At 41.7% G+C, this 22543-nt stretch carries 21 protein-coding genes and 1 tRNA gene; 13 read left to right on the top strand and 9 right to left on the bottom strand.

Annotation, left to right across the window (positions count from 1 at the left end; translation table 11 throughout):
* Positions 1-29: 29 nt before the first annotated feature.
* Positions 30-1550, top strand: coding sequence for an alanine/glycine:cation symporter family protein (locus PR725_RS07905; protein WP_109911311.1), 1521 nt, complete (start codon positions 30-32; stop codon positions 1548-1550).
* An 8-nt stretch (positions 1551-1558) separates the two neighbouring features.
* Here the strand turns inward: PR725_RS07905 and PR725_RS07900 are convergent.
* Positions 1559-1646, bottom strand: a tRNA-Ser gene (locus tag PR725_RS07900).
* Between the two features lie 337 nt (positions 1647-1983).
* Here PR725_RS07900 and ghrA point away from each other — a divergent pair.
* Complete coding sequence (gene ghrA, locus PR725_RS07895) at positions 1984-2925, top strand: glyoxylate/hydroxypyruvate reductase GhrA (RefSeq protein WP_004910644.1); 942 nt, start codon at positions 1984-1986, stop codon at positions 2923-2925.
* Between the two features lie 138 nt (positions 2926-3063).
* On the top strand, positions 3064-3615 hold the full coding sequence (locus tag PR725_RS07890) for a TorD/DmsD family molecular chaperone (RefSeq protein WP_004910645.1): 552 nt from the start codon (positions 3064-3066) through the stop codon (positions 3613-3615).
* Positions 3616-3759: 144 nt separating this feature from the next.
* On the opposite strand, the gene PR725_RS07885 is transcribed toward PR725_RS07890, so the two are convergent.
* Entirely contained in the window at positions 3760-4320 is a 561-nt protein-coding gene (locus PR725_RS07885; RefSeq protein WP_004910646.1) for a lipoprotein, read from the bottom strand.
* A 38-nt stretch (positions 4321-4358) separates the two neighbouring features.
* Positions 4359-5564: a multidrug efflux MFS transporter MdtH gene (gene mdtH / locus PR725_RS07880; protein ID WP_004910648.1), complete on the bottom strand. Its 1206-nt coding sequence runs from the start codon at positions 5562-5564 to the stop codon at positions 4359-4361.
* A gap of 450 nt (positions 5565-6014) precedes the next feature.
* Here mdtH and rimJ point away from each other — a divergent pair, with 450 nt between their 5' ends.
* From rimJ to PR725_RS07860, 4 genes are all read left to right on the top strand, one after another.
* Positions 6015-6602 (top strand): ribosomal protein S5-alanine N-acetyltransferase, encoded by a 588-nt coding sequence (gene rimJ, locus PR725_RS07875; protein ID WP_109911314.1) that lies wholly within the window; start codon positions 6015-6017, stop codon positions 6600-6602.
* A gap of 83 nt (positions 6603-6685) precedes the next feature.
* Positions 6686-8224, top strand: a complete 1539-nt coding sequence (gene murJ / locus PR725_RS07870; protein WP_004910657.1) for a murein biosynthesis integral membrane protein MurJ — start codon at positions 6686-6688, stop codon at positions 8222-8224.
* Between the two features lie 360 nt (positions 8225-8584).
* Positions 8585-8821 (top strand): hypothetical protein, encoded by a 237-nt coding sequence (locus PR725_RS07865; RefSeq protein ID WP_004255083.1) that lies wholly within the window; start codon positions 8585-8587, stop codon positions 8819-8821.
* Positions 8822-8864: 43 nt separating this feature from the next.
* Complete coding sequence (locus PR725_RS07860) at positions 8865-9437, top strand: helix-turn-helix transcriptional regulator (RefSeq protein WP_109911316.1); 573 nt, start codon at positions 8865-8867, stop codon at positions 9435-9437.
* 21 nt (positions 9438-9458) lie between these two features.
* Here the strand turns inward: PR725_RS07860 and argS are convergent, their stop codons facing one another.
* A complete protein-coding gene (gene argS, locus PR725_RS07855; RefSeq protein ID WP_272568418.1) occupies positions 9459-11189 on the bottom strand; it encodes an arginine--tRNA ligase in 1731 nt (576 codons plus the stop codon).
* Between the two features lie 166 nt (positions 11190-11355).
* On the opposite strand from argS, the gene PR725_RS07850 reads away from it, so the two are divergent.
* From PR725_RS07850 to PR725_RS07830, 5 genes are all read left to right on the top strand, one after another.
* On the top strand, positions 11356-11910 hold the full coding sequence (locus PR725_RS07850; protein ID WP_004910664.1) for a VOC family protein: 555 nt from the start codon (positions 11356-11358) through the stop codon (positions 11908-11910).
* A 182-nt stretch (positions 11911-12092) separates the two neighbouring features.
* A complete protein-coding gene (gene cutC, locus PR725_RS07845) occupies positions 12093-12854 on the top strand; it encodes a copper homeostasis protein CutC (protein WP_109911317.1) in 762 nt (253 codons plus the stop codon).
* 291 nt (positions 12855-13145) lie between these two features.
* A complete protein-coding gene (locus tag PR725_RS07840) occupies positions 13146-15569 on the top strand; it encodes a DMSO/selenate family reductase complex A subunit (protein WP_196723375.1) in 2424 nt (807 codons plus the stop codon).
* Positions 15570-15579: 10 nt separating this feature from the next.
* Positions 15580-16197 (top strand): DMSO/selenate family reductase complex B subunit, encoded by a 618-nt coding sequence (locus tag PR725_RS07835; protein ID WP_004910671.1) that lies wholly within the window; start codon positions 15580-15582, stop codon positions 16195-16197.
* A gap of 1 nt (position 16198) precedes the next feature.
* The gene (locus tag PR725_RS07830) at positions 16199-16975 is read left to right on the top strand and encodes a dimethyl sulfoxide reductase anchor subunit family protein (RefSeq protein WP_272568412.1); all 777 of its coding nucleotides are present in this window, start codon (positions 16199-16201) and stop codon (positions 16973-16975) included.
* Positions 16976-17036: 61 nt separating this feature from the next.
* Here the strand turns inward: PR725_RS07830 and cmoB are convergent, their stop codons facing one another.
* The 5 genes from cmoB to PR725_RS07805 all read right to left on the bottom strand — a co-directional run bounded on the left by cmoB (position 17037) and on the right by PR725_RS07805 (position 20277).
* The gene (gene cmoB, locus PR725_RS07825; RefSeq protein ID WP_004910673.1) at positions 17037-18008 is read right to left on the bottom strand and encodes a tRNA 5-methoxyuridine(34)/uridine 5-oxyacetic acid(34) synthase CmoB; all 972 of its coding nucleotides are present in this window, start codon (positions 18006-18008) and stop codon (positions 17037-17039) included.
* Between the two features lie 2 nt (positions 18009-18010).
* Positions 18011-18760: a carboxy-S-adenosyl-L-methionine synthase CmoA gene (cmoA, locus tag PR725_RS07820; protein WP_004910674.1), complete on the bottom strand. Its 750-nt coding sequence runs from the start codon at positions 18758-18760 to the stop codon at positions 18011-18013.
* Positions 18761-18891: 131 nt separating this feature from the next.
* Entirely contained in the window at positions 18892-19290 is a 399-nt protein-coding gene (locus PR725_RS07815) for an MAPEG family protein (protein WP_004255048.1), read from the bottom strand.
* A gap of 150 nt (positions 19291-19440) precedes the next feature.
* Complete coding sequence (locus PR725_RS07810; RefSeq protein WP_004910675.1) at positions 19441-19845, bottom strand: NUDIX hydrolase; 405 nt, start codon at positions 19843-19845, stop codon at positions 19441-19443.
* 108 nt (positions 19846-19953) lie between these two features.
* Positions 19954-20277: a DUF4377 domain-containing protein gene (locus tag PR725_RS07805; protein WP_109911319.1), complete on the bottom strand. Its 324-nt coding sequence runs from the start codon at positions 20275-20277 to the stop codon at positions 19954-19956.
* 495 nt (positions 20278-20772) lie between these two features.
* Here PR725_RS07805 and aspS point away from each other — a divergent pair, with 495 nt between their 5' ends.
* On the top strand, positions 20773-22542 hold the full coding sequence (gene aspS, locus PR725_RS07800) for an aspartate--tRNA ligase (RefSeq protein ID WP_123382002.1): 1770 nt from the start codon (positions 20773-20775) through the stop codon (positions 22540-22542).
* The last annotated feature ends 1 nt before the right edge of the window (position 22543 follow it).

Genomic DNA, 22543 nt, shown 5'->3' with positions numbered 1-22543 from the left:
AAACAATTACAATAACGAAGGAGTACAAAATGGAAGCCATCGTTAATACAATCGTTGGTTACATCTGGGGTAATGCATTAGTAGTATTATCGCTAGGTGTTGGGCTCTATTTTACATTAGCAACTCGTGGTGTGCAGTTTCGCTATCTTATTAAAATGGTCTGTTTGTTAAAGGAAAATAAAGCGTCAAAAGAAGGAATTTCCTCCTTCCAAGCATTCTGTTTAGCATTATCAGGGCGAGTTGGGGTGGGTAATATCGCCGGTGTAGCGACGGCCATTGCTGCGGGTGGTCCTGGGGCGATTTTCTGGATGGTTGTCATGGGGTTATTAGGCGGAGCAAGTGCGTTTATCGAATCAACACTCGCTCAAATATACAAGCAGCGCTCTGATGGTCAATACCGTGGCGGTTCGCCTTACTATATCGAGAAAGGGTTAAAATTGAAGCCATTTGCCATTATGGTAGCTGCTGTTATTTGCCTATCTTATGGTGTACTAGTTCCGGGTATTCAAGCCAATACCATAGCTGACTCCTTTCAAACTTCATTCAACTTACCCCCAATTGCGACAGGCGGCATTGTGACAGTGCTGATGGCATGGCTAATCTTTGGCGGTGTAAAACGTATTGCGAGTGCTGCGGATAAAATCGTGCCAATTATGGCGTTAGCGTATATCGTCATGATGGTGATCATCTTAGGTAGCCATTACGAACAAGTGCCGGGAATGTTCAGTTTAATTTTCCGCAGCGCGATGGGAATGGATGCCGTATTCGGCGGTATTGTTGGTACGGCTGTTTCATGGGGTGTACGCCGTGCGGTTTTTTCCAACGTAGCAGGGGCGGGTGAAGCTACATTTAGCTCTGCGGCAGCCGAGGTAAGCCATCCTGTAAAACAAGGGTTAATTCAAGCATTTTCAATTTACATTGATACTGTTGTTGTGTGTACAGCATCAGGTCTAATGATCCTTGTCACGAATATGTATAACGTTTTTCCAGACGGTTCGGCAACGGCCTTAGTTGAGTACGTTCCAGGGGTTGCTGCGGGAACCGCATGGACACAAATGGCGGTATCAACAGTCTTTACTTCCGCAGGGTCGGGATTCGTCTCAATCGCCGTATTTTTATTCGCATTCACAACATTGATGGCCTATTACTATATTGCAGAAACCACAATTGTTTACCTTGATAGAAAATTACGTTACCCCATTCTAAAACTGATACTAAAGTTTGTATTTTTGATTATTGTTTTTATGGGAAGTGTTCAGTCTGTCAGTTTAATGTGGAGCCTTGGCGATATTGGGTTCGGTAGTATGAGTTATCTTAATCTTATCGCCATTGTCTTCTTATCAAAACCGGCGCTACGGGCACTTCGTGACTTTGAACGGCAGGAAAAATTAGGTGTTGATCCAGTGTTTGACCCGAAAGTGGCTGGAATAGAAAATGCAGAACTTTGGGAAGATATTAGCCGTGAATACCATGCGCAAGGAATAGGTATAGAACCGAAAGAGAAACAAAATAAAGGGATGGTATATCAAGAAGAAGAAGGTAAAAACTAGAAGAAAAATGGCGGTGAGGGAGGGATTCGAACCCTCGATACGTTGCCGTATACACACTTTCCAGGCGTGCTCCTTCAGCCTCTCGGACACCTCACCGTTTTTCTAAATCTGTTGTGGAGTAGGGAATAAAAACCTGCTCTGCAACGGGGCGCTACTATAGGGAAAATAGCGTCTTACGTCAACTCCCTATTTATCCTTTTTCCGACTTTTGTTGCTGTTTAGCTAAATAAAAAACAATTTGATTATTATCTAATCTCAAATGTTATCGGCTAAGGTAAATAATACCTTTAATGTTAATTTAAAACGGCAAGTAACAGAAGTAAAAACCGTTAGCTAGTTAACAAAATTCTGATTGTTTACAGTGTATCGGCTTGATTAACTTGAAAAGAAATCCCATTCGGCACACTCTGTTAGAAACCAAAGAGGAGTTGCCATGAATATTTTATTTTACCATCCATTTTTTGATTCGAAACAGTGGATTGACGGCATGAAAGCACGCTTACCACAAGTGAATATTCGCCAATGGGAAAAAGGGGATAACCAAAGTGCGGATTACGCCATGGTTTGGTTACCTCCTTATGAATGTCTCGCTGGTCGCAGTGATTTAAAGGGAATTTTCGCTTTAGGCGCAGGTGTGGATGCTATTTTAAAACAGGAACAAGATAAACCTGGGACCCTGCCTGCAGGGGTTCCCGTAATGCGTCTGGAAGACACGGGCATGGCGATTCAAATGGAAGAATACGCTTGTGCAAAAGTGTTAAGTTACTTTCGTCGTATGGATGAATATCGCCAATTACAATCACAGCGCCAATGGAAACAGTTACCGGCCTACCAACACGAAGATTTTGTCATTGGTGTGATGGGCGCAGGGGCATTAGGACAAGCAGTTGCAAAGCGCTTAGTAAGTTTCGGTTTTCATGTAAGAACATGGAGTCGCTCTGAAAAACAACTTGATAACGTAAAAAGTTATTTTGGCCATGACCAACTAGCTAATTTCCTTTCTGGTACTCGTGTAATTATTAATCTGTTACCAAGTACTCCAGAAACGGTGGGAATTTTAAACCAGCAACTATTTAGCCAGTTAGAGCAAGGGGCATATGTTATCAACTTAGCACGTGGCGCCCATCTGATTGAACAGGATTTGCTTTTAGCCCTTGAATCAGGACAAGTTACAGGTGCTGCACTTGATGTATTTGCGAGTGAGCCGTTGTCGCAAATGCACCCGTTCTGGACGCATCCCCGCATCGCTATCACACCCCATGTTGCCGCCTTTACAAAACCGAAAGAGGCGATGGATATGATTGTCAGTAATATCCAACGCATCGAAGCAGGGCAAGCGCCTGTTGGTGTCGTTGATATGCAACGCGGTTATTAGTCACTTCTTTGTTGCAAGTGGTCTTTATGACCACTTGTAATTATCTCCCCCTAATATCTTTCCTATTTTTTCGATATACTGAAAGTAACTGCTTCAGTCACGAGGTGTGACTACTGAATCTGTAAAATAGGATAATATATGAACGAATTTTCAATCGTCTGCCGTATTTTAGGGACACTATTTCAACGTAGTCCCTCTGATAGCCTCGTAAAACCGCTTATTGATATGATTGCTCAAGATAAATTAAAAGCATCATGGCCATTAGAACAAGATGAGTTGTGGTCACGCATGGCAAAAGACCTCGACGTCAATGCAGTTAATGCGGATTACCAAGCCCTATTTGCAGGGGAATCTCCTTCAGTTTCAATGTTAGCGAATGATTACGATTCTGAAATTACAGAAGCAGAAGTTCGCGAATTTTTAACCGTTAGAGGAATGACCCTGACGAATGCGTCTGCTGACGCTTTTGGCGCATTGCTACTCGCGGCTTCTTGGTTAGAAGACCAAGCGGCAGAAGATGAAACTGCCGCTCAAGAAGAATTATTTGATAGCTATATCCTTAGTTGGTATGGCAGCTTTTTAGGTAAAGTTGAAGCGCATGCAACCACTACCTTTTACCGGACTTTAGCCCAAATTACGCGTGATGCAGTCATTGCTCTGCGTGATGAACTTGACTCAGAAACTGAATAATTGTGACGTTGTCACTTTTTTGTGGTGATGTTACTGATGTTTTAGTTAGCGGTATTGATTAATAATTTTGATTGAATAAAAAAGGCAACAGATTTTCTTGTTGCCTTTAATGCTTTTATCAATCGAAATTATTTATGGTTAAAATTAATCAACTAATGGAATGACCAGTTTACCCGGTTTGATTTCAAGCCCTTTAGCGAGTTTTTTTGCGGTTGCTTCAGCCGCGCCATTATCAGGATTTAACACATAAACAGGTTGGGTTTCAAAGAAAGTTTCAAGGGAACTATTCAAGTAAGGAATAACCGCTGACATCGCTGTATCCATATTTTCTGGCATCACTTTGTAACTGCTAATATTCAATTCTTTTAAGTAAATTGAACCTGTTTTGGCATCAAAATAAGGGCGAGCAGTGAGTGTCAGGTTAATTTGCGCTTCTGCTTTACCAATCAACGAGTCTAATTTAACGGTTGCATCCCCCGTTAAAGCAACTTTTCCTGGTTCACTGCGGCCAATTTCTGATTTTAAATTAGCGAGCTGAATATCCGCATCAGCAAAACCCGTAATACCGACCTTATGGTCATATTTTACTTTATTAGCAAGGTAATTATTAATTTGTGACTCACTAATACTAAACTCAGATAATTGATTACAACCCGATAAGAGAGTGAGAAAGCCTACCATAGCGGCGATTAAAAACTTCTTCATAGAGACTCCTTTTACAGTAATACCGCTAGTTTAGCGCATTACTGCCCACTCAACATGACTGTTTCAATTTTTTTACGGTTAAATTGCTTATGCAGCGCCCATAAAGTGATAAAACCGATGAGTCCTAATAAGAACCAAGGAAGTTGAGGCAGGTTCCATTGGTGACCAATATCGTACATCCAGCCGCCACCGGTATAACCGACTGCTCCACCTAAAGCAAGGCCTAAGCGACTAAAACCCATATAGCTGCCTCGTGCTCGAGGGTCAGCAAGAGATGCACTTAATGTTTCTCTCGCTGGGTCTGCAGTTACCGTACCTAAATAAAATAGGCAAATAAGGGCGAATAGCGTATTGAGTGAGGTTGTCATGCCAATCGGAAACATGCTGAGACTCATTAAAAATAGCCCGGCCATGAGCCGTTGTTCAAGGCGAAAATGTTTTTCGCTCCAACGCGCAATGGGATAAAGCAATGTTAAAGATATCGCTGCTTCAATCGCATACATCCATTTGACGGCAGTGGGTGTGCCAGCTAATTCATTGACAACAATAGGAAACATAAGCATTACTTGAACTGACAACATAAAATAACCTGCCAATGTGACCACATAAGTTACAAAGCGTTTATCTTTCAGTACGCGTCCCATGCCTTCTTTAATGGGGGTTCTGACTGTTGAGATTCGATAAGCAGGTAATAACCAAGCATTGCAGATAGCAGCAATAATAAACACAGCAGCGCCAACCCAGCAGACATAATGGAAGTCATACTGTAGTAGCCAACTACCAATCAAAGCACCGATAACTGCACCAGCACTGTCCTGCATTAACAGCAAAGAATAAAAACGGCCACGTTCATATGGGCGAGTTAATTTAATAACTAATGCGGTTCGTGGGGGATCAAACAAGGTTCCACCCAGAGCAGAAAGTATGCAAGATAGCCATAAAACCCAAGGGTCATGGGCCACCGCCATGACTGCAAAACCACTGGCACGTAATAGCATTCCAATGACAATCATGGGCTTCGCGCCAAACCGGTCAGCGATAGCACCGCCAAAGATACCTAAACCTTGTTGAACAAACTGACGAAGCCCTAAGGCAAAACCAACCACCACGGCGGCCCAGCCCAGTTGATCAACAAAACGAATAGAAATAAGCGGAAAAACGACAAAAAAGCCTAGGACAACCAACATGTTGTCAAGCAAAAGGAAATACTTGCCAAGGCTTCTTGCCCGTGACACTTGCGCCATGAGAGACACCATTAGAAAAATAGCAAAGGGGGAAAGTTTCTTAAAATCAGTTACCAATAATATCAGTATAATAGGGTTCAATAGATGATATTTTTTTATCATAGTAACGTGAGGTATCGATGATTTATTTTTATCAATAAATATTCGTCATACTTCACTCTGTGACGGTGTTGACTGCGTTCGGCTAATTGGGTCACATACGAGTGTATGCTCCCCAAGCTATCCTCGCTGGTCGCCTAGTCACAGCGCGAATTATTTAGAATATTGATAATTGATAGAGGTCATACTTCACTCTGTGACGGTGTTGATTGTGCTTGCTGGCCTTAACGATGTATTTTAATTTTCAGAACATATTTTTCGTCAGCGCATTGTAAGCTACACTTTAACTTTCTAAGTTATTGGCTTGGAACTAGAGAAAATATCTGGCTTTTTATTAATTAAGGGTTAACGATGTTTGGTTATCGTTCAAATGTACCGAAAGTGCGCCTTGTCACTGATAGAATGGTTATTCGTTTGACTTATGAGCGTGATAATTATCGACTAGCTGATTATTACAGCCTGAATAAAGACTTTTTAATTCCGTGGGAACCCATCAGGGATAACTCACATTACCAGCCTGCGGGTTGGCAGAATCGGTTACAAGTCATGAATGAAATGCATCGAGAAGGAAGCGCTTTCCATTTCTTACTATTAGACAAAGAAGAAAATGAAGTCATGGGGGTAGCGAACTTTAGTAATGTATTACGTGGCTCATTTCATGCATGCTATCTAGGTTATTCATTGGGTCAAAAATGGCAAGGCCAAGGCCTAATGCATGAGGCGTTAACCCAAGCAATCCGTTATATGCAGCAACACCAAAAAATGCACCGAATTATGGCAAATTATATGCCTCATAATATGCGTAGTGGTAATTTATTGACTAAGCTTGGCTTTGAACGGGAAGGTTATGCAAAGCAATACTTACAAATCAACGGTGAGTGGCGTGACCATGTATTAACGGCACTGACCGATAACACTTGGGCGCTGAATAAAGCCTAAATTCCTAATTTACTTTTCAATCGTAGTCAGTTGCAGTGCACACTGTTAAACTGATGCGATTGTATTCTTTTAGTCTATCAATCATGAATTTATTAAAATCATTGGCGGCAGTAAGCTCCATGACCATGATGTCTCGTGTGCTTGGCTTTATTCGTGACGCCATTATCGCTCGAGTTTTTGGTGCAGGAGCGGCTGCAGACGCCTTTTTTGTCGCATTTAAATTACCGAATCTTTTACGCCGAATTTTTGCCGAGGGGGCATTTTCACAAGCGTTTGTTCCCATACTGGCGGAATATAAAAACCAACAGGGAGAAGAAGCCACTCGTACATTTGTCGCTTATATTGCCGGGATGCTAACCCTTGCTTTGGCGATTGTGACTATCCTTGGCATGATAGCCGCTCCTTGGATCATTTATGTCACCGCTCCTGGGTTTACCGATGACGCTGATAAATTTGCGCTGACTACTGACCTTTTACGGGTCACATTCCCTTATATTTTTCTGATTTCACTGGTCTCCCTCGCTGGGGCAATTCTCAATACTTGGAACCGTTTTTCGGTTCCGGCATTCGCGCCGACATTGCTCAATGTCAGTATGATCATTTTTGCCGCTTTCGCAGCCCCATACTTTAATCCACCCATTATGTCATTGGCATGGGCGGTGCTGGTTGGTGGTGTCTTACAGCTAGTCTATCAGCTCCCATATCTTAAAAAGGTGGGCATGTTAGTGTTACCACGCTTGTCATTTCGTGATAGCGGGGTTTGGCGTGTAATGAAAATGATGGGACCCGCCATTATTGGGGTGTCTGTCGCTCAAATTTCTTTAATTATCAATACGATATTTGCCTCTTTTTTGCAATCTGGTTCAGTGTCATGGATGTATTACGCCGATAGGCTAATGGAATTGCCATCTGGAGTACTTGGTGTGGCTCTCGGAACGATTTTATTGCCTTCTCTCGCGAAAAGCTTCACGAGCGGTAATCAAAATGAGTATCGCCAATTGATGGACTGGGGGTTGCGCCTTTGTTTGTTATTAGCCTTGCCATGTGCGTTAGGGTTGGCAATACTCTCTGAAGCATTAACGGTGTCTTTATTCCAATACGGTAATTTTACCGCGCATGACTCATTAATGACGCAATATGCTTTAATTGCCTATTGTGTCGGTTTAACGGGGATGATTTTGGTGAAAATTTTGGCACCGGGCTTTTATTCACGCCAAGATATTCGTACGCCAGTAAAAATTGCGATTGTCACTTTAATATTAACACAATTGATGAACTTAGCCTTTATTGGCCCATTGCAACATGCAGGCTTAGCCTTATCCATTGGGTTAGCAGCTTGTTTTAATGCAGGGGTTCTCTATTGGCAATTGCGCAAGCAAGATATTTTTCAGCCTTTAGCGGGTTGGAAAGGGTTTATATTTAAATTATTGATAGCCTTAATTGTAATGGGAGCCGTGCTATTTGGTGTCTTACATTTCATGCCATCTTGGCAAGAAGGTAATATGCTGATGCGTATGCTACGTTTGATAGGCGTCGTAATTGTTGGAGCGGGAAGTTATTTCGTTGCTTTATACGTGCTTGGGTTCCGCCCTCGTGACTTTATGAAACGTAGTATTGCCTAATTAATAAGAAGGTCAATGACCTTAAAAGCCCAATTTTAATGAGGAAATCTCATAAAATTGGGCTTTTTTATCTCTGCAATCTATGTAGTTAAGGTGCCAGCAGGCATAGATTCTTTCCCTTCAATTTCTAATTATCTACGCAAATTTATTCTCTTTATAACTGAATTATTAATTTCAAAATCATTTCATGAAATTTCAATTAATTGTTTTCATTGATAAAAGCAATAGCCAACTCTATTTTTGGAGTATATTTACTGGGTTGTTGTGACAACAACTAATTTCAGGGAAATATTCAATTTATTGGATATTGTTTGTTGACTATTGTCAACGCAATGGCTATGTTATGTATCACGGAGGTCGATGAAAAAACACCCAAATAAGCATGTTCAGGCTGCTATTGAATATGCGATAGAAAATGGCTGGGTCTGGGTTACAGCAGGAAACTCATCACATACTTTTTGCAAGTTACGTTGTGGTAACGCAGTGGGTGAACACAAAACACATATGATGAGTGTCTGGTCAACGCCAAAAGTTATGGAAGTGCATGCTAAACAGATAATACGTAAAGTGAACCACTGTATTGCTCTTTTAGGTTAATCCAAGCGGCTTAGGCCGCTTATTTATGTAAGATGGGGAAATTATGGCGGTATTTACTTTCACATTAACACTATCGGGTGTGACTGCTGATACGGAAGGCTTAGTTGATACCATATTTGCCGCAGGCTGTGGCGATGCATTGGTGTGCTTCTATGGTAAATCGGTTTATTTAGAATTTGATAGGGAAGCGGAATCTTTTGATCGTGCAATTGAAACTGCGATTACAGATATTGAAAGTACATCAATGAGTATAAAAGTGGAATCTATTGATTCCGCTTTGGTTGGGCTAAGTGATATTGCAGAATTGACAGGACTAACCCGTCAAGCAGTGGCTTTGCTGAAAGATGGGGCTCGAGGTAAAGGTCATTTCCCTGCGCCCGTACAACGTTTGAGAGGGGCATCTCCGTTATGGGACTGGGCGAGTGTTGCTGATTGGCTACAACAGAATAACCGGTTGTCGCATAACCCTGAACTTTATGAACAAGCAAAAATACTTTGTAAATGGAACTTAGTACTCCGTAATTGCGCGAATGAATATATCGATGAATTGCAAAAACTAACAACAAAGCTAGCGAAACAACGCAAACAAAAACGGCTCACCGAAGTGAACCGTTAATAGACAACCTATAGATTTGAATTACATTCTTTCAACGGTTTCAATACCCAGTGTGTCTAAGCCGGTTTTTAACGTTCTTTGGGTTAATGCAGCCAATTTCAAGCGGCTTTGGCGCTGGGCTTCGTCATCAGCTGACAAGATAGGGCAGTGCTCATAGAAACCAGAGAACAAACCTGCTAATTCATATAAATAAGCACACATAACATGAGGTGTACCATCACGAGCGACAGTTAGAATGGTTTCTTCAAACTGTAATAAACGTGTCGCAAGTGCAATTTCACGAGGGTCTTGTAATGAAATAGGCAGAGTTAAGTCTGCATGGGTTAAATTGGCTTTCTTGAAAATAGAAACCACACGAGTATACGCATATTGCATATACGGAGCGGTATTTCCTTCGAAAGCTAACATGTTGTCCCAATCAAAAATATAATCCGTCGTTCTGTTTTTGGATAAATCAGCGTACTTAACCGCACCAATACCGACCACATTTGCGACGTTAAGTAATTCATCTTCAGGCATATCCGGGTTTTTCTCACGGATCAATGCTTGAGCGCGTTCAACCGCTTCATCAAGCAAGTCTGATAAACGAACAGTACCACCGGTACGAGTCTTAAACGGTTTGCCATCTTTACCTAGCATCATACCGAACATATGGTGCTCAAGCGCCATTGATTCAGGGATATAACCTGCTTTACGGACGATGGTCCATGCTTGCATCAAATGTTGATGTTGGCGTGAGTCAATATAGTAAAGTGAGCGGTCAGCATGCAGGGTTTCATAACGGTATTTAGCACAGGCAATATCGGTTGTTGTATACAAGAAGCCACCATCTTTTTTCTGGACGATCACGCCCATAGGTTCGCCTTCTTTATTTTTAAATTCATCAAGGAAAACAACCGTTGCGCCTTCACTCTCAACCGCTAAACCTTTAGCTTTTAAATCTGCAACAATACCCGGTAGCATGCTGTTATATAAGCTTTCACCCATCACGTCATCTTCAGTTAAGGTGACGTTTAAGCGGCGGTAGGTTTCTTGGTTTTGTTGCATGGTGATATCAACCAATTTACGCCACATTTGGCGGCAATACTCATCACCGGATTGCAATTTCACAACATAACCACGTGCGCGTACCGCGAACTCTTCATCTTCGTCGTAGTGCTTTTTGGCTTCACGGTAAAATTCTTCGAGGTCTGCAAGTGCCATATCCGTGGCATCTTCATTTTGTACTTTTTCAAGATAGGCAATTAACATACCAAATTGCGTACCCCAATCACCGACGTGATTGGCTCGAATGACTTTATGACCAATAAATTCCTGGGTACGTGCCGCAGCATCACCAATGATGGTTGAACGCAAGTGACCCACGTGCATCTGTTTTGCGACATTAGGCGCTGAATAGTCAATAACAATCGTTTCAGACTTGACTGGTGCGATACCTAAGCGCTGTGAAGCTAATGCTTCTTCAACATGCTTTTCAACCCAAGTTGGCTCAAGGAAGATATTAATAAAGCCAGGACCTGCAATTTCAACTTTGCTGGCAATCCCTTCCAAATCTAAGTGATTAACAAGCTGTTCAGCCAGTTGTCGCGGAGCCATCCCCATCTTTTTAGCCGCGCCCATCACTCCATTAGCTTGGTAGTCACCAAACTGAGCTTTAGCGGACTTACGCACAAGTGCATCACTGCCTTCTGGAGCACCCGCTGCTAACATCGCAGCACTAATTTTATCTGAAAGAATCGCCTGAATATTCACCGAATTACCTTAAATTACGAACATAGTTACCGCATTGTGCCATCACATGCGCATAACTAAAAGGTGGAAGAGAAAAATCGGCAGGTTTTATACCACATTTTGGGGCTCTCATGCTACAGTCTGCGCCATTGTTTAGCAGATAAGTTTTTGTAAAGGGGGGCTTTAAGTGCCACAGTTTAGCAAAATTTCGCAATTACAAGATTTATGGGATGACCTACCTGTATTTATTAGTAAATTACAACAGATGGCGCAGGAGATAAACCTATCATTGTCATCCTTTCCGATAGACCACATTTCAGTGCGTTGTCATCATCTTGCAACTGCAGAACGTTGGCACCAAGGGTTACTGCAATGTGCGCAACTTTTATCTGACAATGTAATTAATGGTCGGCCGATTCGTTTATATGAGCTAAGCGAGCCATTAAACATCGTAGGCCAAGATGTATTTATGATTGAATTACCTTTCCCAAAAGACAAAATTTACCCGAAAGAAAGCTGGGAACATATTGAAATGGTAATTGATGTTGAGCCAAGTGAGCTAGAAACTTCGGCATTCCAGTTGCTACCTGACCCTTTGCCCCAAGGGTACCGAATGAAGATGAGCCAGCCTAAAGGGCAGCAAGAAAGGTTGCCAAATCCAACATTAGCAGTGTCAAATGGTGAAGTAACCGTTAAATACCATCCATTTCCGCTAAAAAAGATAATTGAAAGTGAAAAATAAGTGATGTAATTAACGTTATTGATCAATAATTCTCATTAACTTTTGGCGGTGTGATATCCATCCGATAACATTTTTTAATAAATGGCATTATTAGCCGAATTGTTAACGTTTAACATTAAATCTTTTCATTATTTTTGGGGCACATAAAGCAGGTGTTTTATTGCTCTATTTCGGAGGTTGTGATGGCAAAACTGGAAATCTGTTGTTTTGGAATTGAATGCGCCCAAGTGGCTCAAGAGTATGGTGCAGATCGTATCGAGCTTTGCTCTGGCGCCGCTGATGGTGGCTTAACACCCAGTTATGGCTACCTGAAACTGGCAAAAGAAAAATTGCATATTCCAGTTCATCCTATTATTCGTCCTCGTGGTGGTGATTTTTGCTATAACATCAGTGAATTTGACGTGATCCGTGAAGATTTAATTATGATTAAGGAAATGGGTTTTTCAGGCGCTGTTATTGGTATATTGGATAGCGAAGGGCGCATTGATATCAACAGGATGCACACGTTGATGGAAATAGCACAGGGGATGAATATTACCTTCCACCGTGCATTTGATATGTGTATTAACCCATTGTTAGCTTTAGAACAATTAAAGGAACTCGGCGTAGCTCGCATTTTAACCTCTGGGCAGCAACAAAGCGCGGAGCTAGGTTTACCGCTATTGAAAGAGTTACATGAAAAAAGCCAGCAAATTAATGGCCCACAAATAATGGCAGGTGCGGGCGTACGTTTGGCCAATTTAAGTAAATTTATGGAAATCGGCTTATCTGAGGTGCACAGTTCCGCGGGGAAAACGGTACCATCAACCATGAGTTACCGCAAAGTGGGCGTGACAATGGCCTCTAATAGTGAATCAGATGAATTTACTCATTATTGTGTGGATGGTCCTACGGTCGAAGCGATGAAGGACTTTATTTCTATTACAGAAAAAGTTTCTGTTTAATTGCTGCCGGACTCAATACACAGCTTTGATATAGAAATTTTACATAGCTTGTTATTCTTTAAGGAAAATCAATTCGTTGGTTTTCCTTATTGTTTTTTAGTCATCAACTAGTTTAATGTCATTAAAATAGTCAATAAGAAGACTAAAAATATGATTTATTTATCATTAATGGATTAATTATTGCTTGTGTTGATGCATGTCAATTAACCCTTATTTTTATAAGGCTACTATCTAATTACTATAAGAATACTAAGTAATTCAATTTATAATAATTAATAAGGTAGCAATGTAATGATCAATAAAATCAGGGAAAAAGCGCTGAGCCGGCGACAGTTTATTCAAGCCTCTGCCTCTGTCGCTACGACAACGTCTATTATCAGCTCCATCTCTCTCCCTTTTTCCGCTCAAGCAACACCAACCATCACAATCCAACCCGATGAAGTCAGCGAAAAAATCAAATACAGCGCATGCTTAGTCAATTGTGGCAGTCGCTGCCCACTCAAAGTACATGTAAAAGATGACGTCATTACTCGTATATCGAATGAAACCATGTATGACGACATGCAATTTGGTTTACATCAAATACGTCCTTGCTTGAGAGGGCGTTCTGTTCGCTGGAAAACCTATAACCCAGACCGCTTGAAATACCCGTTATTGCGTACAGGTAAACGGGGAGAAGGAAAATTTAAACGGATCAGTTGGGATGAAGCAACGACGATTGTGGCGCAAAAATTGCGCTCAACCATTGATACATATGGCAATGAAGCGATTTACTATCAGTATGGTTCAGGATCTACTGGTGCTAATTTACAAGGGCGTAATGCCTGTAAGCGGTTACTAAGCCAACTCGGTGGGTTTCTTGATCAACATGGAACCTACTCAACTGCACAAATAAACGGCGTTATTCCGTATGTTTATGGCAAGTTGGATGATTCACTGTTGTCTGAAATAGCCAATAGCGATTTAGTTGTGATGTTTGGTCATAATATTGCGGAAACACGGATGTCCGGTGGCGGCCAATTCTACGAAACCCTAAAAGCATTAGAAAAAAGCCAAGCTAAAGTCATTATTATTGACCCGCGCCGTACCGATAGCGTGACAACGCTAGGCGCTGAATGGATCCCAATTTATCCGGGGACAGATGGTGCACTTGTGGCTGCGATTATCCATACATTGATTAAAGAACAATTAACGGATGAAGACTTTCTAGCGAAATATTGTGTGGGTTGGGATAGCCAGACACTTCCTGAGTCTGCACCCCAAAATGGCTCATATAAGGATTATATTTTAGGGCTCGGTGATGATGGTATTGAAAAAACACCGCAGTGGGCTAGCCAAATTACAGGCGTCTCACCGGTTCGTATTATTCAACTGGCTCGTGAGTTAGGTAATGCGAAAGCCGCGTGGATTTCTCAAGGCTGGGGATTGCAAAGAACGGCATCGGGTGAACAAGCAGCACGGGCTGTGATGATGTTACCGATTGTCACGGGGCATATTGGGCGTCCAGGAACGAATGCCGGAGGATGGGGAGGAAACGTGGCGTATTCGGTGCCAGGTTTTGCTATCCCAAATCCAGTTAAAACCAAGATCCCGTGTTTTATGTGGACAGATGCGATTGCGCGCGGAACCGAAATGACGGCGACAAATTCAACACTGCTTGGTAAAGAGCGTCTTGAAACGAATGTGAAATTTTTATGGCACTATGCGAGTAATGTCACGGGTAATCAACATTCTGACTTAAACAAAACCCACAAAATTCTAACAGATGAGTCTTTATGCGAATTTATTTTGGTGTGGGATACGCATATGACGCCATCGACTAAATATGCGGATTTAATTTTACCCGATGTGACCAGCGTTGAATCAAATGATTTAATTAATAACTCGTATGCCAGCGGTGCTTATCACTACGCTATTCGCCTACAAAATGCGATTACCCCATTATGGGAGTGTCGCCAATCTTATGATGTTTTAACTGATATTGCTGAAAAACTGGGTATTAAAGACCAATTTACTGAAGGTCGTACTCATGAGCAGTGGATAGAACATTGCTATAACCTGATGCGAGAAAAAAATCCACACTTGCCAACGTTCGAAGAAACGAATGATATGGGGATCGTGGATAGAAAATTGGCAAACAGTGCAGATTATATTGCATTAAAACCATTCAGAGACTCACCTGAAACCGCGCCATTACCTACACCATCGGGTAAAATTGAAATTTATTCAGAAAGGCTCGCTAAGATAGCGAAAGAGTGGGAATACCCAACTGACCAGCGAATACCTGCTGTACCTGAATATTGTGTAAATGCTGAAGGCGTTGAAAACAAGCAAGCTAAACAAAAATATCCGCTGCAAATGACAGGCTATCACGATAAAGGCCATGCGCATTCTTCATATTTTAATATTGCGATGTTACGCGAAGCCGTTCCTCACCAGTATTGGATTAACCCAATTGATGCATCAGCTCGTGGTATTCAGGATGGTGATATTACTGAAATTTTCAATGACCGTGGACGTATGCATATTAAAGCAAAAGTGACGGAGCGCGTATTACCCGGTGTGATTGCAGTCCCGCAAGGTGCTTGGCGAGAAGTCAATGAGGAGGGGGTCGATATTGGCGGTTGTATCAATACACTAACGACACAACAACCTTCCGCCCTTGTTAAAGGGAATCCACAACATACTAACTTAGTTGACGTGAAACGTGCATAAGGAGCGATGAATGAAACAGTATGGTTTTTATTTTGACTCAACAAAATGCACTGGGTGTAAAACGTGTCAGGTGAGTTGTAAGGATGAAAAAGACCTTGATTTAGGGCCTAAATTTCGTCGGGTATACGAGTTTGGTGGTGGAACATGGCAGCAACAAGAGGGGATATGGCAACAGAATGTTTATAGCTACTATCTATCAATATCCTGTAATCATTGTTCTAACCCAACCTGTGTTGCAGGATGTCCAACTGGCGCTATGCACAAACGTGAGCAAGACGGACTAGTGGTGGTCGACCAAACAATTTGTGTTGGATGTCGCTACTGCGAGTTACGTTGCCCATACGGCGCACCACAGTATGATGAAAAGAAAAAATTGATGAGTAAATGCGATGGATGCTATGAACGCGTCGAAAAAGGGATGAAGCCTGTTTGTGTTGAATCTTGCCCACAACGCGCATTGGACTTTGATGATATCAACATCCTTCGCGAGCGACATGGCAATATTAGTGGGGTAGCCCCCATGCCAAACCCATCTCTTACTAATCCTAATATTGTCATTAAGCCGCATAAAGATGCTAAACCTTGTGGTGACAAAAGCGGGAAATTACAAAACCCAGCAGAGGTATAACATGCACGAACTTCCACTCGTTTTTTTCACCGTATTGGGGCAGTCGGCAGCAGGTTTATATTTATTGGCGTATGCGAGCCGAAAACTGGGGATGTTGGGCGAAAACCAATTACGTCATGCCAATATAGCGGCATTTGTCATCATGATCATTGCGCTAGTCATTGGAGGATTACACGTTGGGCAGCCTCTATGCTTCTTTAATATGCTTTTAGGCGTAGGCCGCTCACCAATGAGTAATGAAGCTTTACTCAGTGGTATTTTTGTCGCTTTTGGGGCCGCAACTTTATTATTCACCTTATTGATTAAAAATAAAGCGCTAAGTGAACTGTGTAATATTGCCACGGTTATTTTTGGTTTGGCATTCGTATGGTCAATTCCTCAAGTTTATAATATTGCCACAGTAGCCAATTGGTTTACTGTTTTCACGACATTACAAATGTGGATGACACTATTAGTCGCTGGTGGCGCGTTAGCTATCCTATTTGGCGCTCAGCGGTTAGGGGCGATGGTATTTTTGATTGGTTCAATTATTATTTTTGCTACTCGCGCGGCTTATGTGTCATTTTTAGGCGAGACAGGGCCAGAGATTAGTGCCGAGCAAGCTGGTTTTTGGAGCTTCCAGTTAGTCGTCTTAGCGGTGATGTTATTTGTTTACCCGGCGCTGTTATATCGCGGAAGAAATTCATCCGTACTATTAAGCCTATGTGCGCTAGCGGTTATTTTAGCAGAGTTATCTGGCCGAATTGCCTTCTATAATCTATGGCAAATAACAATGTAATCGCTTCTTAACCACTATGACAATAAATGCCTATGACTTGATTGCCATAGGCATTTTATCTTTATGGCTTACGGGCAACTAAAATTGCACGTAGTGGTGCGGGGTAACCTTCGATAGTTTTAGTTTTATCATTGGGGTCTAAAAATTCAGCCAGTGAATCTGTTTTCATCCATTGTGTGCGGCGTTGCTCTTCCAAAGAGGTTACTTCTTGGTCAACAATTCGGACATCGACAAAACCACATTTCTCTAGCCAAACTTTGAGCATTTTAGCGGAAGGTATAAAATAGACATTACGCATTTGGGCATAGCGCTCACCGGGGATTAAACACTGAAACTCATCCCCCTCAATAACCAGGCTCTCTAAAACCAACTCTCCTTCGCTGACTAATTGATTCTTAAGTTGCCACAAATGGTCGAGTGGTGAACGGCGGTGGTAAAGTACACCCATTGAGAACACAGTATCAAATGCTTTCAACTCAGGCAGTTGTTCAATACCTAAAGGCAACAAGTGAGCGCGTTGATCATCGCCTAATAGCTTTCTTACTGCTTCAAATTGGCATAGAAATAATTCCGTTGGGTCAATCCCAACGACAAATTTGGCATCTTGTCCTAACATACGCCACATATGATAACCGCTGCCGCAACCGACATCTAAGACATAACGGTCTTTTAGTGATGAAATATGGGGTAATACGCGATCCCATTTCCAATCGGAGCGCCATTCCGTATCAATATTGACACCATAGAGAGAAAATGGGCCTTTGCGCCATGGCATTAATTGTTGAAGAATATTATTTAGGCGGCGAGTCTCGCCTGCAGTGAGCTCGGGTTCACGTGTCGCTGTCACGCTATGCTGTAAATCCAAATCAGTAGGAACCATGATTGGCAGGTTATCTAGCATTTTTTCCCATGAAGAAAAACCACCGTGTAACCCTTGTTTTTTCCATTCTGAAAGTTGTGCTGGAAGCGTTACAAGCCAATGACTTAGCGGGCCAACGGCAATTTGTTGGTAAAAACGACCAAAATCAATCATGCCTAGACCTCTTTGATGGCTAACAGTGAACCAAAATTAAAGCACTGGAACCAAACTTCACAGTGAGTAAAACCGGCATTTTTTAAACGCGCTTTATGTGCATCAACAGAATCTGTGAGCATCACATTTTCTAGCATGCTACGTTTTTGGCTGATTTCTAATTCGCTATAGCCATTTGCCCGCTTGAAATCGTGGTGCATATTGAATAATAACTCACCGATTTCTTTGTCTTCGAAGTTAAACTTCTCGGAAAGGACTAAAATACCGCCGGGTTGTAGCCCTTGATATATTTTACTGAGTAATAATTGGCGATCTTCTGGGTTGAGAAACTGTAAAGTAAAATTGAGCACAACCATGGAAGCATTTTCGATATTTACATCACGAATATCACCTTCTATAACGTCAACCGGTGTATCCGCTCGATAGGCATCAATATGGCGGCGGCAACGTTCAACCATAGCCGGAGAGTTATCAACAGCAATAATTTTGCTTTTTTCTACTGTAATATTACGCCTTATTGATAAGGTTGCTGCACCTAAAGAGCAGCCTAAATCGTAAACATGGCTGTGGGGTTTGACAAAACGACCCGCAAGCATGCCAATCATCGTAATAATATTAGAGTACCCTGGCACGGAGCGTTGAATCATATCAGGGAATACTTCAGCCACTTTTTCATCGAATTGCCAGTCACCAAGGTTAGCGATAGGCGCAGAGAAAAGGCGATCTTTTGAGGTTGGATCTGAGTTTGACATAAGTTCTGTATTAAGCAAAAACAAAAGTAGTAAAGGATTGTATCAGAAAGGCTGTCTACTGAAAATCAATCCATAAGCAATGAAATAATGAGCGGCACATTAATAACTTGTGCCGTTACAGAGAGTAAAAACTAAAGATTAAATGAAACGATTTGCAGCCAAGGTAGGTAATAAGTATTGGCGATAACCATCAGTGCCATTGCAAGGTAAGTTGCTACCATGCCTGAACGGCGATATGAGTAATCGTGATTTTTCAAACCATAAGAGTGCAGTATTCGACCGGCAATTAAGATCAGGCCACAAATATGAATCATCCACACTTGTGCGCCATTCATTTCCATTAAAAGCAATAAAATTAATGAGATGGGAATGTATTCGATGGCATTACCATGAACGCGGATTGCGGTTTGTAACTCATAAAAACCGCCATCACCATAAGCTATACGGTATTGATTACGCAGCTTCACAACATTTAAGGATAATCTAAGCAGCAGTAAGGCACCCAGTACAGCATACAAAGAGCTGACCATTTTTTACTCCACCATAAAACGAATCAAACTATGAAAACACCTAAAAATATAAGTTATAGTAATGGGTATTAACAATATTTTGTGAATTGTAAATCCTAAAAAGCCGTTAGACAAATGAAATCACAACTTTTTTTGGGTAGTCCTCATGCTCTAGTTGATCAAACCTTCTTTCTTTAAGCGAGTTAAAATAGTCACCGCCGTGGTTGAGCAGCGCGGTAAATCGTCAATGCTGAACCAATCTAGCTCAGCAATCTCAGCAGCAGGGTGTGGCTCGCCTTGATAGTCTGCAAAGTAGCAACGAATACGGACTTGCGTTCCATCTGTTTTTCCATCAGCAGGGCCAATAAACTCACCATAAAACCGGATAGAAGCGGCATCTAGCTCAAGTTTTAATTCTTCGCTAATCTCACGGCAGAGCGCTTGTTCATCAGTCTCGCCTTGTTCGCGTTTTCCGCCGGGGATGTAAAACAAACTTTTATTATGGGAACGTACCATCGCAATTTTGTGATCTGATAAGGTGATTAACCCAAGCTTATCAATGATTTTAGCACTCATAATATGGCCACTCTGTTATTTAACGATGATAAGAGAATTATTGCTGTAAGTGAGTCATTAAGTAAAATGATAAAATTACTTAATGACTTAAATTATATTGTTTAAAAATTATTTTTTCTCAACGATTTTTACCAATTCATAACGGATACTTGGCGCATCAGCGGGTGGGTTTGGCACATCAAATTGCTTCACTTGCAAGGTATAAGAGAAGCCTGGTTGGTATTCGAAGCCTTGAATTGAACTATAAAAAAGTTGCCAGTCATCACTTGGATTTTCTTTCACTTTCATGCACTTCATTGGGGCAACTCCCATACAATCAGCAAGTGAAGAATCGATGTAAAAAGTTTTTGTATTATCAGTCTCTGCGGGTTTCATGTTTTGGCATCCAGCGAGTAGTACGAACATGGAAGTGGCAAGTAACAATTTTTTCATGGGCAATCCTTAAACTGCAGATGGTGATTAATTCAGCGTTATATCTGTCTGTTGTGATTATAGCAAACTGAAAAAGGTAACGATTCTGAAATAGAAAGATTAATGATTAAAGAAGTATTTATTAATCAATAGTTGAATTGGAAAACATTAAGTGATGTTACTTTGCGCAAAAAGACATCGAACTAACAAAATAAACCTCTGCTGCAATATGTACATGGTGCGGATAGTCCCTTAAAATCGATAGGATCATCATGATAGGCGTCTATCTCGCCATTCAATCTTGTTATTGTTGATTAGCCACAACAATAATTGATGAAAATATGATTAAAAACAAAATGGTTTACGTGTTATGTAGAATACGTAACTATTTGTCTAACAGAATTTCCTGTATAATGTCTGCCTTTTTGACATTCTGAATTTTCAGCTCAATGTTCAGCAAAATGCCAAATTTCCGCAGCAAGCAAATGCACAACAAGCTGAGTAAAAGGATATTGTATGCGTACTAATTATTGTGGGCAGTTAAACATCGCTCACGAAGGCCAAAAGGTCACTCTTAGTGGATGGGTAAACCGCCGTCGCGATCTAGGTGGTTTGATTTTTATCGATATGCGTGACCGTGAAGGTATCGTGCAAGTTTTCTTCGATCCCGATCGTAAAGACATATTTGAAAAAGCGTCAGAGCTGCGTAATGAGTTCTGTATCCAAATCACAGGGACAGTACGCGCACGTCCAGATAGCCAAAAAAATAAAGACATGGCAACGGGCGAGATTGAAGTATTTGCTGAAGAACTGAATGTTTTTAATAAGTCAGAGCCGTTGCCATTAGATAGCAACCAAACGAATACAGAAGAGCGTCGTTTAAAATATCGTTATTTAGATTTACGCCGCCCAGAGATGTCTGAGCGTCTGCGCACGCGCGCCAAAATCACCAGCTTTGTTCGTAATTTTATGGATAACGAAGGGTTCTTGGACGTTGAGACACCAATGTTAACCAAAGCAACACCAGAAGGTGCTCGTGACTATTTAGTACCAAGCCGTGTTCATAAAGGTAAATTTTATGCATTACCGCAATCACCTCAGTTGTTTAAACAATTGCTGATGATGTCTGGTATTGACCGTTATTACCAAATCGTAAAATGCTTCCGTGATGAAGACTTACGAGCAGATCGTCAACCTGAATTTACCCAAATCGATGTTGAAACCTCGTTTATGACCGCAGAGCAAGTGCGTGAAATTATGGAACGTATGATCCGTAATTTATGGTTAGAGGTAAAAGGGGTTGATTTAGGTAACTTCCCAATCATGACCTTTGCAGAAGCTATGCGTCGTTATGGCTCAGATAAACCAGACCTACGTAACCCAATGGAGTTAGTGGACGTCGCGGATATCGTAAAAGGTGTTGAATTTGCGGTGTTCTCAGGTCCAGCAAACGACCCGAAAGGCCGTGTTGCGGCTCTGAAAGTCCCAGGTGGCGCTGCTATGACGCGTAAGCAAATCGACGAATATGGTCAATTTGTCGGTATTTATGGTGCGAAAGGCTTGGCTTGGATGAAAGTTAACGAACGAGCTCAAGGCCTTGAAGGTATTCAAAGCCCAGTCGCAAAATTCTTGAATGAAGATGTGATTAACCAGTTACTAGACCGCACAGGCGCAGTTGATGGCGATATCTTGTTATTCGGTGCGGGTGCAAAAAATGTCGTAACCGATTCAATGGGCGCGCTACGTTTGAAAGTCGGTCGTGACTTTGAATTAACCGATTTAAATAGCTGGCAGCCACTGTGGGTGATTGATTTCCCAATGTTTGAAGATAATGGTGAGGGCGGGTTAACTGCGATGCACCATCCATTTACTTCTCCTAAAGATTTCTCACCTGAAGAATTGGCCAGTAAACCCGAAGAAGCCGTTGCTAATGCGTATGATATGGTCATCAATGGTTACGAAGTTGGCGGTGGTTCAGTACGTATTCACCGCAATGAAATGCAACAAACGGTATTTAGTATTTTAGGCATTAATGAAGAAGACCAACGCGAAAAATTTGGCTTCTTATTAGATGCATTGAAATATGGCACGCCACCACACGCAGGATTAGCCTTTGGTCTTGACCGTTTAGTGATGCTGTTAACAGGAACCGATAATATTCGTGATGTTATTGCTTTCCCGAAAACAACAGCGGCAGCATGTTTAATGACGAATGCTCCAAGCCATGCGAATCCTGATGCATTGACGGAGCTCGCTATCGCCGTGGTTGCGAAAGACGAAGAGTAAG

The organism is Providencia sp. PROV255 (genome assembly GCF_028478065.1).
GTDB classification, from domain to species: domain Bacteria; phylum Pseudomonadota; class Gammaproteobacteria; order Enterobacterales; family Enterobacteriaceae; genus Providencia; species Providencia rettgeri.
The sequence above is the reverse complement of the archived record's forward strand: the minus strand, read 5'-3'. Positions and strand labels throughout refer to the sequence as shown.

Coding starts and splice junctions, on each gene's coding strand:
- PR725_RS07905 (WP_109911311.1), top strand. CDS start 30: ATGGAAGCCATCGTTAATACAATCGTTGGTTACATCTGGGGTAATGCA.
- ghrA (WP_004910644.1), top strand. CDS start 1,984: ATGAATATTTTATTTTACCATCCATTTTTTGATTCGAAACAGTGGATT.
- PR725_RS07890 (WP_004910645.1), top strand. CDS start 3,064: ATGAACGAATTTTCAATCGTCTGCCGTATTTTAGGGACACTATTTCAA.
- PR725_RS07885 (WP_004910646.1), bottom strand. CDS start 4,320: ATGAAGAAGTTTTTAATCGCCGCTATGGTAGGCTTTCTCACTCTCTTA.
- mdtH (WP_004910648.1), bottom strand. CDS start 5,564: ATGGCGCAAGTGTCACGGGCAAGAAGCCTTGGCAAGTATTTCCTTTTG.
- rimJ (WP_109911314.1), top strand. CDS start 6,015: ATGTTTGGTTATCGTTCAAATGTACCGAAAGTGCGCCTTGTCACTGAT.
- murJ (WP_004910657.1), top strand. CDS start 6,686: ATGAATTTATTAAAATCATTGGCGGCAGTAAGCTCCATGACCATGATG.
- PR725_RS07865 (WP_004255083.1), top strand. CDS start 8,585: ATGAAAAAACACCCAAATAAGCATGTTCAGGCTGCTATTGAATATGCG.
- PR725_RS07860 (WP_109911316.1), top strand. CDS start 8,865: ATGGCGGTATTTACTTTCACATTAACACTATCGGGTGTGACTGCTGAT.
- cutC (WP_109911317.1), top strand. CDS start 12,093: ATGGCAAAACTGGAAATCTGTTGTTTTGGAATTGAATGCGCCCAAGTG.
- PR725_RS07840 (WP_196723375.1), top strand. CDS start 13,146: ATGATCAATAAAATCAGGGAAAAAGCGCTGAGCCGGCGACAGTTTATT.
- PR725_RS07835 (WP_004910671.1), top strand. CDS start 15,580: ATGAAACAGTATGGTTTTTATTTTGACTCAACAAAATGCACTGGGTGT.
- PR725_RS07830 (WP_272568412.1), top strand. CDS start 16,199: ATGCACGAACTTCCACTCGTTTTTTTCACCGTATTGGGGCAGTCGGCA.
- cmoB (WP_004910673.1), bottom strand. CDS start 18,008: ATGATTGATTTTGGTCGTTTTTACCAACAAATTGCCGTTGGCCCGCTA.
- cmoA (WP_004910674.1), bottom strand. CDS start 18,760: ATGTCAAACTCAGATCCAACCTCAAAAGATCGCCTTTTCTCTGCGCCT.
- PR725_RS07815 (WP_004255048.1), bottom strand. CDS start 19,290: ATGGTCAGCTCTTTGTATGCTGTACTGGGTGCCTTACTGCTGCTTAGA.
- PR725_RS07810 (WP_004910675.1), bottom strand. CDS start 19,845: ATGAGTGCTAAAATCATTGATAAGCTTGGGTTAATCACCTTATCAGAT.
- PR725_RS07805 (WP_109911319.1), bottom strand. CDS start 20,277: ATGAAAAAATTGTTACTTGCCACTTCCATGTTCGTACTACTCGCTGGA.
- aspS (WP_123382002.1), top strand. CDS start 20,773: ATGCGTACTAATTATTGTGGGCAGTTAAACATCGCTCACGAAGGCCAA.